Origin of the sequence: Klebsiella oxytoca NBRC 105695, from assembly GCF_001598695.1 — a bacterium.
In the GTDB taxonomy this organism is placed as follows: Bacteria; Pseudomonadota; Gammaproteobacteria; order Enterobacterales; family Enterobacteriaceae; genus Klebsiella; species Klebsiella oxytoca.
Genome location: NZ_BCZK01000008.1, coordinates 272,923 through 286,461, shown reverse-complemented (window position 1 = coordinate 286,461; position 13,539 = coordinate 272,923). Strand labels below are relative to the sequence as shown.

12 protein-coding genes are annotated in these 13,539 nt (G+C 49.4%); all 12 read left to right on the top strand.

The annotated features are described in order from the left end of the window. The first annotated feature begins 296 nt into the window (after nucleotides 1–296). The 12 genes from KO1_RS16125 (at nucleotide 297) to KO1_RS16070 (ending at nucleotide 13,258) form a co-directional block, all read left to right on the top strand. On the top strand, nucleotides 297–1,172 hold the full coding sequence (locus KO1_RS16125) for a ParA family protein (RefSeq protein ID WP_064407042.1): 876 nt from the start codon (nucleotides 297–299) through the stop codon (nucleotides 1,170–1,172). Beyond that, complete coding sequence (locus KO1_RS16120; RefSeq protein WP_064407041.1) at nucleotides 1,172–1,561, top strand: hypothetical protein; 390 nt, start codon at nucleotides 1,172–1,174, stop codon at nucleotides 1,559–1,561. Before KO1_RS16125 ends, KO1_RS16120 begins: the two co-directional genes overlap by 1 nt. Next, nucleotides 1,554–2,906: an SPI-7-type island replicative DNA helicase gene (gene dnaB-PI, locus KO1_RS16115; protein WP_064407040.1), complete on the top strand. Its 1,353-nt coding sequence runs from the start codon at nucleotides 1,554–1,556 to the stop codon at nucleotides 2,904–2,906. The genes KO1_RS16120 and dnaB-PI overlap by 8 nt, the downstream gene beginning before the upstream one ends. Beyond that, nucleotides 2,896–4,506 carry a ParB family protein gene (locus KO1_RS16110; RefSeq protein WP_064407039.1) on the top strand — a complete coding sequence of 537 codons (1,611 nt, stop codon included), beginning with the start codon at nucleotides 2,896–2,898 and terminating at the stop codon, nucleotides 4,504–4,506. The genes dnaB-PI and KO1_RS16110 overlap by 11 nt, the downstream gene beginning before the upstream one ends. Continuing rightward, nucleotides 4,503–4,745 carry a TraR/DksA C4-type zinc finger protein gene (locus KO1_RS16105; RefSeq protein WP_000642590.1) on the top strand — a complete coding sequence of 81 codons (243 nt, stop codon included), beginning with the start codon at nucleotides 4,503–4,505 and terminating at the stop codon, nucleotides 4,743–4,745. Before KO1_RS16110 ends, KO1_RS16105 begins: the two co-directional genes overlap by 4 nt. Before the next feature lie 81 nt (nucleotides 4,746–4,826). Further along, entirely contained in the window at nucleotides 4,827–5,351 is a 525-nt protein-coding gene (locus KO1_RS16100; protein ID WP_064407038.1) for a DUF2857 domain-containing protein, read from the top strand. Beyond that, nucleotides 5,351–6,550, top strand: coding sequence for an STY4528 family pathogenicity island replication protein (locus KO1_RS16095; RefSeq protein ID WP_064407037.1), 1,200 nt, complete (start codon nucleotides 5,351–5,353; stop codon nucleotides 6,548–6,550). The genes KO1_RS16100 and KO1_RS16095 overlap by 1 nt, the downstream gene beginning before the upstream one ends. Before the next feature lie 456 nt (nucleotides 6,551–7,006). Beyond that, the gene (locus KO1_RS16090) at nucleotides 7,007–9,088 is read left to right on the top strand and encodes a DEAD/DEAH box helicase (RefSeq protein WP_064407036.1); all 2,082 of its coding nucleotides are present in this window, start codon (nucleotides 7,007–7,009) and stop codon (nucleotides 9,086–9,088) included. A gap of 2 nt (nucleotides 9,089–9,090) precedes the next feature. Next, on the top strand, nucleotides 9,091–9,813 hold the full coding sequence (locus tag KO1_RS16085; RefSeq protein ID WP_064407035.1) for a DUF2290 domain-containing protein: 723 nt from the start codon (nucleotides 9,091–9,093) through the stop codon (nucleotides 9,811–9,813). A gap of 142 nt (nucleotides 9,814–9,955) precedes the next feature. After that, entirely contained in the window at nucleotides 9,956–10,708 is a 753-nt protein-coding gene (locus KO1_RS16080; protein ID WP_064407034.1) for a PFL_4669 family integrating conjugative element protein, read from the top strand. Further along, the gene (locus tag KO1_RS16075) at nucleotides 10,695–11,258 is read left to right on the top strand and encodes a hypothetical protein (RefSeq protein WP_064407033.1); all 564 of its coding nucleotides are present in this window, start codon (nucleotides 10,695–10,697) and stop codon (nucleotides 11,256–11,258) included. The genes KO1_RS16080 and KO1_RS16075 overlap by 14 nt, the downstream gene beginning before the upstream one ends. Continuing rightward, a complete protein-coding gene (locus tag KO1_RS16070; protein WP_064407032.1) occupies nucleotides 11,255–13,258 on the top strand; it encodes a DNA topoisomerase III in 2,004 nt (667 codons plus the stop codon). The genes KO1_RS16075 and KO1_RS16070 overlap by 4 nt, the downstream gene beginning before the upstream one ends. Nucleotides 13,259–13,539 lie beyond the last annotated feature (281 nt).

Genomic DNA, 13,539 nt, shown 5'->3' with positions numbered 1-13,539 from the left:
CCAGCCATAGGCTGGGTTCTCTGAATAGTGGTGCCCGGACTCGGACTAACGCCAGAGGCGTTGAACAGCGCGCTTGTCGCGCTGGCCCCGAAGGGGTGAGCCGCCGTGCGGCGAATAATCGAACGGAGTTCGATGGAGAGTCCGCTCGCGGAAAAGCAAAAACCCAGCCATAGGCTGGGTTCTCTGAATAGTGGTGCCCGGACTCGGAATCGAACCAAGGACACGGGGATTTTCAATCCCTGATTTAAACACGCATAGAACGTTTGTTACCTGTAAAGCGTACACAGGTGACTTATATGCATGTAATTTCAGTAATTTCTACCAAAGGCGGTGAAGGTAAATCCACTCACTCCGCTAACCTGGCTGGCTTCTGTGCCGACGCCGGTCTCAAAACCCTCCTGATTGATGGCGACTACGCCCAGCCTACCGCCTCCAGTTACTACTCATTACGCTATGAAGCGCCGTGCGGTCTTTATGAGATGCTGATGCAGACCGTGGATCTCAACCGTCCTGAGCAACTGATTTCCCAGACCAGCATCGATAATCTTGACCTGATTATCTCTAATGATCCCCATGAACAACTCAAGACGGCCATGATGCACGCGGCGGATGGTCGTATTCGCTTGCGCAACTTGCTTCAGCATCCGCTGTTTGCTGCTTACGATGTGATCATCATCGATTCACAGGGCGCTCGTTCCATCATGCTGGAACTGGTGCTGCTGGCAACGTCGCATACGGCAGTCGCGATGGTGAAGCCCGTGGTGCCGGATGTCCGCGAGTTCCTGCGGGGAACTGTAACCCTGATGGAGGAACTTCTTCCTTATCGTGGGTTTGGTCTCACGCTGCCGCCGATGAAAGTTCTGGTCAACTGCATGGATTACACCCTGCTGGCCGAAGAAGCGCTGAGTGCGTTAACCACGATTATTGCTGATGGAACGTATAGCAAAGCGGATATTCCGCCAGTCACTCTGCTCGAAACCCAAATCTACGATCTTGAAGTCTACAAACTGGGCCATACGCGGGGGCAACCCGCTCACCGCCTTGAATACCATACTGACCGTAAGAGTCTGCCAGCTGCGCAAACCATGCACGATCTGGCCTGTGAATTGTTCCCTGAATGGCGCGACCGCTTTGATGCGGTACTGCAAAACCAGCCGAAGGGGGACAAGTAATGAGACTTTATCGTGCAAATTACAGTCTCGTAGCTCGCGATGATCGGGTAAAAGTTGATGAGCAATGGGTCTTTTTTGAAGCCAAAACCTATTCTGACGCTCTGGAAAAAATCCCTGGTCTACTGGAGGCGATGTGGGATTGCAGTGAATTCCAGCTCGAAGTATGGGGTCTGATGCCGGATAACCAGCTTGTTGATCTCAGCATGGATATGGAGATTGATTCCCCCCGTGACTGGCGTTTCTTTGAGGTCGGTTATTCCGCTGGTTCTGCGGTTTATCTTGATGTCGAACGTGATGGCTGGCCGCTGTTTCTTGTCTCCCCATCCTGGCTGGCCCGTTTGAATAAAGCTCTGGTCGAATGTCGTAGTGCCGGAGGCCAGCATGAATAACGCCGAACAGATATTGCCTCCGCATTCAATCAGCGCCGAGCAAGCCGTCCTTGGCGGTCTGATGCTCGATAACGATCGCTGGGATGATATTGCGACGATTGTCTCTGCTGACCGCTTTTATTCGCGACCGCATAGCGTAATTTTCTCTGCAATGCAGACGCTGCTACTCCAGAACAAGCCTATCGACCTGATCACCCTGGCCGAATCAATGGAGCAGCAGGGCACTCTGGAACAGTGCGGTGGCTTTGCCTATCTCGCCGAACTCTCCAAAAATACGCCCAGTGCGGCCAATATTGTGGCTTATGCAGAGTATGTTGCCAGCTACGGCCAGAAGCGCCAGTTGCTGGAACTGGGGCACGATCTGGTCGGGCAGGCCAGTGATGCCAGAAGTGACCTGATGGTATTACTGGATGAAGCTGAGCGCCGTATCTTTGCCATTGCCGAACAGCAATCCCCGGATGGTGACGTTGATTTACCTGTTTCACTGGAAGTCTTCCTCAACCGATTAGAGCAACGTTGCGGTAGTGAAGATCTCATTACCGGCACACCTACCGGCTTTACTCAACTGAATAGTATGACCAGTGGTTTTCAATCCAGTGACCTGATACTACTGGCTGGTCGCCCATCGATGGGGAAAACGGCGCTGGGACTGGCGTTCTGCGAAGGCGCATTGAATGAGCGTCAGGATATGGCGGTGCAGGTCTATAGCCTGGAAATGCCTACTGAGCAGTTGTTGATGCGCTTTACCGCCATGCTGGGGCGTGTGCCTCTGCAACACCTGCGCAATGGCGATATGCAGGATGAAGACTGGGCGCGGGTCAGCGCAGCAATGAAAGTCCTGCTTGAAGACTGGAAAGGCAGGCTGGTAATTGATGATTCCAGCTATATGACACCGGCGCTCCTGCGTTCCCGGGTGAGAAAAAATATCCGTAAATACGGTCACCCATCCCTGATCCTGCTGGACTATCTGCAACTGATGCGCTGTCCAGGACAAGAGAACCGGACGCAGGAGATCGCGGAAATATCCCGCTCACTCAAAGCGCTGGCGAAAGAAATTGGTTGTCCGGTAGTAGCGCTGTCACAGCTTAACCGCTCACTGGAAAGCCGGGCGGATAAGCGTCCGAATAATGGTGACCTGCGCGATTCCGGAGCGCTGGAGCAGGATGCCGATCTGATTATGTTTGTTTACCGGGACGAAGTGTATGACGCCGATACGCATGAGCCGGGTGTGGCCGAAATTATTCTTGGCAAGCAGCGTAACGGTCCGATTGGCACCGTAAAAGTGAAGTATCAGGCGGAGATTACCCGTTTCGAGGATTTTACAGGAGGTCGCTATGACTTCTAAGAAATCCAGCCAACTGGGTGAAAAGCTACTCCAGCGGGGTCGTACTCCGAACACTGAAAACTCTGCCGTGTTGTTGCCGGTAAATGAAATGCCAATGGTGCTGACACTGGAGCAACTGCGGCCTAATCCGGATAACCCCCGAACTTCCCGTAACCCGAAGTATGAAGATATCAAAGCGTCGATCCGCGCCCGGGGGCTGGATTCGGTGCCAAAAGTCACCAGAGATCCGGAAAGCCCCGAAGATGTTTATATCTTCAGCGACGGTGGCAACACTCGCTATTCCATCCTGACGGAACTGTATGCAGAGACTGGCGATGAGCGTTTTCGCCGTGTTCAGTGCATCGTGAAACCGTGGCCCGGACGTTTGCAGTGCGTTATCGGCCATCTGGCCGAGAATGATGTGCGTGGTGAGCTGTCATTTATTGATAAAGCTTTTGGCATCGAGAAGGCGCGAGCTATATACGAGGAACAACTGGGGCGAGAAGTGAGTCAGCGTGAGCTGGCCGATCTGCTGAAAGAGGCCGGTTATCCGGTTCACCATTCGAATATCAGTCGCATGATGGCGACAATCGAACACCTTTGGCCATGGATGCCCAACTTGCTTAATTCAGGTATGGGGCGGCCTCAGATCACCCAGCTTATCGCGCTGCGAACAGCGGCGGAAAAAGCCTGGCAAGCCTTCAGCCAGAATGTCGCGTTACCTCCGGAACAGGAATTTAATGATGTCTTTGGCGGTGTTTGTCGAGCTTTTGATGACCCGGATCACTACTCAGCCGACATCTTTAAAGAAGAGCTGATTGCGGCCCTGCTGAAGGCAATGCCCGATCCGCAACTGACCTACGATAGCTGGCTGATTGAGCTTGATCCGCAGGAACAGAACCGGCGCAAACTGTTTGGAGCGCCGGAGCCGCTTCCCCAGCATGTTCTGGATGCAGACAAAACCCATGATGAGCCTTCACCACCACCGGCTGCGGAGCCACCCTCTGTCACCATCGACTCCGGATCAACGGGAAAAAAGCCCGCCACTACTGGAGGTAGTTCCTCCGCTCATATTGATCGACCGCCCGATGAAGAGCAGTTGGATTTTTATGATGGGAATATACCCGGAGATTCGACATCTGAATTACCCGACGCTCTTCCGGGCGTTGCTCCAGAGCCTGGTGATGGCAAGCTTCAGGAACCGCCAGCAAACACCATTACTTTTGCCGCAAGTGGGCTGGAGCCGGTAACTGACATCTGGCATATCCCGGCGTTACAGGATGATGTTGAACATCTACAGGACATCGCGTTTCGCCTGGCGTTCGAACTGGCGGAGGTGATGGGGATTGAAGATGCTGTTCAGGAAAATAAATCTCTCCTGGGTGCGGGTTATTCCCTCTCATCAAACCCAGATGGCGAACCTCTGGCTACGTTGTGCGGTGAGGCGACGGATATGCCTATATCGATATTAACCGGGTTTCTTATCGGTGCATCCAGTTCTGGCCCGTTAGATGCTCCATTATTTGATGATATGTATGCGGTGAAATTCCTGCGTTTAATCAGGGTAGTGCGCCGGTTGCGAGAGCTGCAACGCCAGACATTCGGGGAGGGTGCAGCATGAAAGCTGACTGGGTTGATGAGGCGCAGGAAGTGACCCAACTGATGGTCGATAGCCAGGTCGAGCGGATTCGCTCTTCATTGATATCACCGGCGATATCGTCTGCTGAATGCGAACTCTGCGGACATGAGATCCCGGAGGCCCGTCGCAGAGCTGTTCCGGGCGTCAGGCTGTGCGTTGAATGCCAGACCATTGCTGAGTTCCGGCGGCGTGTTGGATATGGAGGATACGATGAAAGCTGAAGCCACATCATGGATCGTCATTCTGCTTTGTTTTCTGGCATGGGCTGTTGATATTGCGATTATTTATGGAGGGAGTGCGCGATGAATGCACTGTTAACGCAGATAGTTATGGAACTGAAGTCGGGCAATATCCGCCGTTGTGAGGCGATGGGGTTAACGCTGGAAGAGATCCAGGAACTAAACAGCCTGACCGTCGAGGATCTGCATTATCTGGTGAATACACAGGTATCGCTTCTGACCTTCCGCATCAACCACACCAACCTGAATACCATGCTGGCGCAGGCCCGTCGTGAGCAGACCCGGACGCAACGGATCGACAGGGCGTTAACGCTGGGCGGCTCTATCGAGCTGATGCAGTGTTTTTTCGGTCTGACGGCGACGGAGGTCAGTTCCCGGCGACGCCTGGTCGGTGTTGTAACCCGGCAGGGGCGCAGCCAGATCCCGACAGAAGAACAGGAGCTGGCGGTGTGGCAGCAGTGGAAGGCATCGAACGTTGATAACCTGGAATCGCTGGATGCACTGGAGGCCATGATGTTAATCGCCGAGCAGCAGGACATTTCGTTAACTTCAGTCTGGACGCTAACCAAAGGATGGAGTGCCGCCTGATGGCCGTTATTCCCGTCGATGATGTTATCCAGCGTACGCTGGCGAAGATGCACAACCGGATTGAGCAAAAGGCGCAGTCCGGTGAGCAGAGTAATGAGCAGAGCGGATTGCTTTTTTTGGGGAACGTGCATGACGCCGTTCCCCGGCGTTTATTTCTGGATAGCCGGTTATCGCCGTTGGATAAGATGGCGTGGGTGATGATCCGGCTGTATGCCCAGCAGAATGAGGGCGCTGTTTTTCCGACCTATGACGAATTGCAGTGTCAGCTGGCACTTCCCCATTCGGATAAGGCCTCCCGGGAGACGGTCAGCCGGGCGCTGTTAATGCTACGCCTTACCGGGTGGCTGAGTCTCTGCAAGCGTGTCAGGGATAAATCCGGACGCATTCGCGGCAATATCTATGCTCAGCACGACGAGCCGCTGGGACTGTTTGACGCGGAATACTTCGATCCTGGCTGGCTTGATGCCGTTGCTGATGCCTGCCGACACACCAATAAAACAATACGCCTGACAGCGCTGGCCGTTTTGCATGAAATCAAATCCGATACCCGTATGCGCCACCGGCACTCACGCGTTGCGCTGATCGAAGCCCGGTTATCTGCCCCACAAACTCCGCAGGAAATGGTGTCGTTACGGCAGAAGAAAACCCCCGGTTCTGAAACCGAACCAGGTCAAAAATCACAGAGTTCGGAATCCGAACTTAGCTGTCTGAAGGGGGATATTTTACCGGGTTCGGATTCCGAACTAAGCCGGAAATCAAAGGATGGCGGCTTAGTTCGAAAATCGAACCGTTACGTACGTAGTTTTACACAGAGTGTAAAAGATACGTACGTAGGGGGCGAAAGTCGGTTGTCATGGCCGACAGCGATTATCGAACGGCTGAACACGCCTGACCGGGATATGCTGGAGCAGCAGCTTAACGCGCTGCCTGACGGGCTGGGACAGCGGATTCTGGACGATCTGGCTGGCCGCATGAAAGCGACAGAGGTCAGGAACGTCACGGCGTATCTGCTGGCAAACCTGAAACGGGCGAGGGAAGGGCAGTTTAACACTGGTGACGTAGGGGCTGTGTATCCGCCTGTAAAGCAAAAAACGGTTAGTACGCCACCACTCGGTGGAAAAACAGAGGTCAAACGTGCTCGCAGAGAGTTTGTGTCTGGTGTGATGGCTGAGATCAGGGGAAATTATTTCAGGTCATAAAGTGAGCTATGTTGACAGTGTCAACACTGTTGGAGTGGAAGTAATGAAGGAATGGATGATAATGGCGGTTAAAAGTTCGCTAAGAAACTGCGCTATTTAAAGATAAATGCTTTACTAAATGACGATGATGTGAAGGTCAAGAACGAAAAACATCTCTTTGACGCTGGCCTCAACCTTTTGGCGAGTTATTGCTGATGTTTCACGGGATGGTTGCTGCAAAATTGGTGAGTAAGGGAGACACAATTGCACCTCACTTATACCATTTGGCGATAACTTTTGAGCCGAAAACTGATTCAGTAAGGTCTATTTGTCGCGTGGAGGTGGCATATCTATGGAAGAAAATTGTTGAGTTGATTGGTAATTCATTTAAAAATTATATAGCTACGTGCCAGTAACACGGGTACATATGGTATGTCCGATTTTATGTTTGTGGCTTGATTTCATGTAGAGGCTATTATGTTAGATATAGTTTTTGGTAAGAAAAGCAATCCTGTTGCTGTTGATGAATTAGTCGAATGCCTTTCAGAACTTGAAGTGGAAGGAACTCTTTATATCGGTTACCCAATGTTTGATTCTGGTAATGAAGCAATGCTAACAGATGCAATGCTTATTACTCTCCAGCATGGGGTGGTTATTTTTGATTTAACAAACTTCAGTGAAGCTGATATTGATTCTATTTTTAATTATCAAGATGAATTATATCGTGGCGTTTTCCAAAAATTCCTATCACAGAAGGAGTTATTGAATAGGAGGGAGCTTGCCTTTAAAATAAGGGTGATCTCTATTAGGGATAATGATGAGTCTGATGATTCATTTTCAACAATTAGTAACTTAGTAAAGAAAATATCTTCTTTTGAAAAAATCCCAGATGGTATTTTTAAACAAATAAATGCTACGATTCAAAAAACTGATGTTTTAAAACCGGCAAAGAAAAGGACTAACGTTACACGTGATGATTCTTATGGCGGGGTAATGAAAAAAATTGAAAAGGAAATTGCTAATCTTGATTCATGGCAAAAAAAAGCTGCAATTGAAAGCCCTGATAAACCTCAAAGAATTAGAGGACTTGCAGGTTCTGGGAAAACTATTATTTTGGCAATGAAGGCTGCTTATCTGCATGCATTTGAAGAAGATAAACGAATAGTTGTAACTTTCCAAAGTAGAACTCTTTATCAGCAGTTTAAGCGATTAATTGAAAAATTTTATTTTGATCATAAAAAAGACGAGCCTGATTATTCTTTTCTAACTATACAGCATTCTTGGGGAGGGGCTGAGCAAGGAGTATATTCTGAAATATGTAAACATTTAGGTTATAATCCAATGAGTTGGTCTGCTGCCGAAGCAAAATTTGGTAGAGATGACGCATTTAAAGGAATCTGTAAAGAGTTATTAGATTTCATCTCTAATCAACATGTTGAGCCAATTTATGATTATATTCTAATAGATGAGGCTCAAGATTTTCCTGAAGAATTTTTCAAGTTGGTTTATAAGTTTACTAAAGAACCTATCAAAATCGTTTGGGCGTATGATGAATTGCAAAATTTGGGGGAGTATAAGATGTTACCCCCTGAAAAATTGTTTGGTACTGACGCAAACTCGATTCCTCTTGTTACATTACAAAATGAAAAAGATAAACCTCAACAAGATGTTTTATTGCCCATTTGTTATCGAAATCCACCTTGGACGCTCACTTTAGCGCTGGCTTTTGGTTTAGGTATTTATCGACAAGATGGTTTGGTGAAGATGTTCAGAGAACCTTCATTTTGGAATAATATTGGATTTGAGACAGTTGGTGGGACACTAAAGCTTGGGTCAGGAGTTACCTTACAAAGGGCAAGGGATAGAACACCTGATTTCTTTTATGATTTAATAGAACCTGATAATGCAATTATAGTTAACAAATATAACACCAATGAAGATCAAGCCGCATGGGTTGCAAACCAGATAAAGGAAAACATTGAAAATCAAGAGCTTGAGGCAAGTGATATATTGGTTGTATTTCCAGTGCCATACACAATGGCCAGACAAGCAGCATATCTAACTTATGAACTAAGAAAATTAAATATCAATTGTCATATTGTTGGAAAAGATACTAGCAGAGATGTTATTTTTAAAGATAACTCTATTGCTATTACTCATATTCATCGAGCTAAGGGAAATGAGGCAGCCATGGTGTACGTGATGAATTCTCAATATTATCAAGGGGGGTATGAGTTAGGTAAAAAGAGAAACTCCCTTTTTACAGCAATCACAAGAACTAAAGCATGGCTACGTATTTGTGGAGTAGGGGATGGTATGGATATACTGATTGATGAGTATAATAATGTTGTCAGTAATAACTATCGATTGTCGTTCAATTATCCAAGCTCCGAGAATATGGATGCAATGGATAATACATATGGGGATAAAAGTGAAGAGCAGCGTAATGAGCTGATTACAGGTTTCGAACAGATAAAAAGAATAAAGAAAATGTTAGAAAGTGGCGAGTTGGCAATTGATGATGTTCCTGATGATATCAGAAGCCTTTTTGGAGAGTGAAAATGATAATTAGGCCTGAGGCAATGGTCGGTCATTTGAATAAACTATGCTTTGAGTGGGATAAGGCAGGTTTAACTCTTGGGTCGAATCGGTCTTGTGTTCGTCAAATGAAAGGCGGTAAGGTTTTAATTAGTTGGGATAGTGAAAATATCGTTTTCAAGGATAATGAATTTTCAAGTCTGGCTGAGTATATTACACTTTTATCATGCTCTCAGTATACCCTTGTACTATTTGATGGTTCATTATTGCAACTTTCCTATACACTCGATAGAAATGAGGTTACAGGGCATAGATTATGTTGGTATCCATCTCCAATTGATGTTTCCGGTGTAGAGGATATTGATGATATTATTATGAGGCTGCAGACTCTTTTGGTAGAGAGTTGTGATGTTTTGGAGGAACACATCACGAACCCTAATGCTAGTTATCCAATCAACTTAAAAGGGATATTTAATCGAAGTCCACTTCGTTTTGATTTCTCCGTTATGCCGGATGAACAGAAGGACGCTCATCCAGATGTGCATTTACATATTAGTCATGAGGATTGTAGAATCCCTGTTAAAACACCATTGTGCATAAGAATGTTTATGCGGTTTATTGTAGAGAACTTCTATTCTAATATTCCTGTTGAGGGGGTGCTTGTAAATGGATTGCCAACTTGGGATAATAATGAAATGTTAACACAGCATCATAAAGGGAAAATTCATTTTAACTATAACAGGTGAAAATTACACCGCTGTAAACTTTACTGTTACTGATTTTAGTTGGAAAAAAATTAGTTATTTTTTGTTTATAGTTTCTTATTGTGATGGATTTCGATAATCCCTGACTATTTCCATTTCGTGCCCCTTATACGGATGGATGATCATGTCAGATAAGTTAGACAAGAAAGCCGGTGCGCTGCATTCTGAGCTGCGCATCGAGCTGCATACCCAATACGCCATTAACACCTGGAGTGGGCGGCCTGCCTCGGATGGGAAGCCATCACTCATCGGAATGCCGCTGTTTTTCCGGCTCATTTCCCGGATTAACCGTGATTCACTGGCCGATAATCCGTGGGCGGATGCTGCTCTGGTCGAAGTGGAAACACTGCTGGAAACGGCCAGCCAACAGCTTCAGAAATGGCTGAACGATATCGATGCCCTGATGGCGATGCTGCCTGCTAACGCTTCTGTTTCCGGAGTCGCCTCTACCGCGCCGCTAAATATTGGCGTTCACAGCCATACTCCTCTGGGATACCGCTGCGTTTATCTCCTTGTTGGATTCGATCAGCTTATTCTGCGCGTCTTCCAGGCACATCACTACGGTCTGATGTCGCTGAAAGAGCGCAAAGCCTGGTTACATCGCGGCAGCCATCAAATTCGTCGTATCTTCTCTGTAGCCATGCGTTACCGTTCTCATCCCGTTACCCGCCAGGATATAGCTTCAAACAATGATGTTGCCCGACAGGCTATCGAACAATTTGGGGAACCAGACAGAGCGATCCTGCTGGGAACCCGCCGTTCCCGCTTTTCTCCGCTAGTAAGCGCCGAAAGTATCAAGGCGCTGAAAGCCGCCTTCAAACGCCAGTCACGCAAAGAGAAAATAGCAAAGCAGGAGGTGCAGGATGATCAGCAATAAAACCGCTTTTACCGGATTGTTCGTCCTGAGTACCTGCCTGAGTGGGTGTGCGAGTGTTGACAGTGTCAACAGTGCGATAAACCAGATTAGCGGTGGGATCTTCTCAGTCGGTTCCGCACCGGCAGACAGTGGTCCGGTGGTGTTGTCGAAAGGCGCACCGCAGGCCAGCCACAAAATAGCGCAGGAATACCGTGTTCCCGTTGATGTTGATACGGCAGCTGCGCGGGTAAAACGCTACTACCGCTTTATCTCGGCGGAAGAAGTAGCGCAGCTACGTAACAACGGTACACAAAGTGGAGGGTGGACAGCCGCTTCAGTAGCCGATGGGGCATGGGTATGGGATGGGCAACCCGGTAGCTACTACAAAATGGGGCGTGACTGGGGAAGCGAGAATACCAACGACAGCGTTCAGGTCGAGCTGGAGAAAAACGGTTCAGGTAGCCGCATGTACATCACCTTTCGTTCCGGGCTGGCCTCTCATGCCACGGCGGTTTATACCAGCAAGCTGTTTGAGAATATGAAGAGCGTGGCGGAAGGGACGATTCGATGAAGCTCTTTCTCTGTGAGAAGCCCAGTCAGGGACGGGATATTGCCGCCGTGCTGGGTGCGACAAAGAAAATGCCGGGTTATCAGACCGGAAACGGCGTATGTGTCACCTGGGGTTTTGGTCACCTACTGGAACAGGCCAGCCCGGATGCCTACGGTGAACAATTCGGCGTTCCCTGGCGTACTGACGTTCTGCCGGTATTGCCGACAACGTGGCAAATGCAGGTTAAACCGGATGCAGCGGCTCAGTTCTCCGTCATCCAGAAACTGCTGAAGCAGGCTGATGCGGTAGTGATTGCCACCGATGCGGATCGGGAAGGAGAGGTAATTGCCCGTGAAATCCTCGATTATTGCCACTATCAGGGAAAGGTTGAGCGGTTATGGCTCTCGGCACTGGATGAGGCCAGCGTTCGCGCTGCTCTGGCGGCGATAAAGCCCGGAAGTGAGACTTTACCCTACTATTTAGCCGGTCTTGGCCGCGCCCGGGCTGACTGGCAAATCGGTATGAATATGACGCGGTTATATTCGGTCAAGGCCCGGGAGAATGGCTACGGCAGCGTTTTATCCGTGGGGCGAGTGCAGACGCCGACACTTAACCTGATCGTGGAACGCGATCGTGATATTGCGCAGTTTGTCCCGAAGCCCTACTGGAATGTCGTGGTGCAGCTGGCGGCGGGAGGGATTGCATTTCAGGCGCAGTGGGTGCCAGCAGCGGCGTATTGTGATGAGGAAAAACGCTGTATTAACCCAACGGCTGCGCAGCAGGTGGTTCAGCTTTGCCAGAAAACCGGACAGGCGACGGTGGCAGAGATTGAGACCAAAAGGGAAACAGAATCCGCTCCGCTGGCGTTTGATCTTGGTACGCTACAACAAGCCTGTTCCCGCCGTTTTGGCTATGGTGCCCAGCAAGTGCTGGATATTGCGCAGGCTTTGTATGAAACCCATAAAGCGACGTCGTACCCTCGCACCGACTGCGGCTATCTGCCGACATCCATGCGTGGTGAGATCGGGCAGGTGATGGCCGCCATACAGCAAAGCGATCCTGCTTTATCTGCGCTCATCTCGCGGCTTGATATGCAGTATGTTTCCCGCATCTGGAATGACAAAAAGATCACCGCGCACCACGGTATTATCCCCACAAAGCAGCCCTGTGATCTGGCAAAAATGAGTGAGCAGGAGCGCAACGTTTACCAGCTTGTCCGGCTGCATTATCTGGCCCAATTCCTGCCGAACCATGAAGTAGATGCCACGCGGGTTTCGCTGCATTGTGGTGGGCAGTTATTTAAGGCCAGCGGTAAGGTTGTGGTCGTTGCTGGCTGGAAGAGTTTGTTTGGTAAGGATGCTGAAGAGGATGCAGGCGATGCCGGTGACAAAGCCCGGTTACCTGCAATGGCTAAAGGGAGTGTGTGCCAGGTCATCGGAGCGGAAGCTAAGGCGCAGCAAACAAAACCACCGGAGCATTATACGGAAGGGACATTGATTGCTGCGATGAAGAATGCGGCGCAATTCGTTACCGATCCGCGTCTTAAAAAGATCCTTAAAGAGAATGCGGGGCTAGGAACTGAGGCGACCCGGGCAGGCGTGATTGAAACGTTGCTGAAGCGCGCTTTTGTGGTGAAGAAAGGCAAGTATCTGTTGGCGACGCCTATAGCTGCTGACCTGATGGCGGTGTTACCGGCACAGCTCAAAGATCCGGGTATGACGGCGCTGTGGGAGCAATCGCTGGATGATATCGCTGAAGGTAGAATGTCGCTGGATGACTTTATGGCGAAACAGTCAGCCTGGACAATGCAACTGGTGGCAAAGGGGCAGCAGCAGACCGTTAAGATCACGTTACCGCCTTCTCCGCCGTGCCCGATCTGCGGTGGGATAACGCGGCAGCGTACGGGGAAATCAGGCGCATTCTGGGGATGTGTCAACTACCCTGACTGCAACGGGATTGTGAATGTCGGGGCGAAGAAGCTTGGTCGTCGGCGGAAAAGTCCGGCAAAGAAAAGTGTCTGACTGACTTTATGTTTTTGGTTGGAAGCGTGGCGTGAATTTGCTATTTTGCTGATGGCTTTGAAGTACCCCGCGACTGCGGTAATCCGATTTTTCGTACCTACAGGCGGACGATTGGACAGTATGGCAACCCATTTTGTTACCTGGATGAGGTTGTAAGGCGTGACCCTCCGTGAGATTACACGTCGGCCAAAAAAGGCTCTGGCCCGGAGAAGTGACATAGACGATGAACCCATGGTACAGGTTCAGAGGCTCGATACCAGGATGGGATCGGGCCTTTTTTG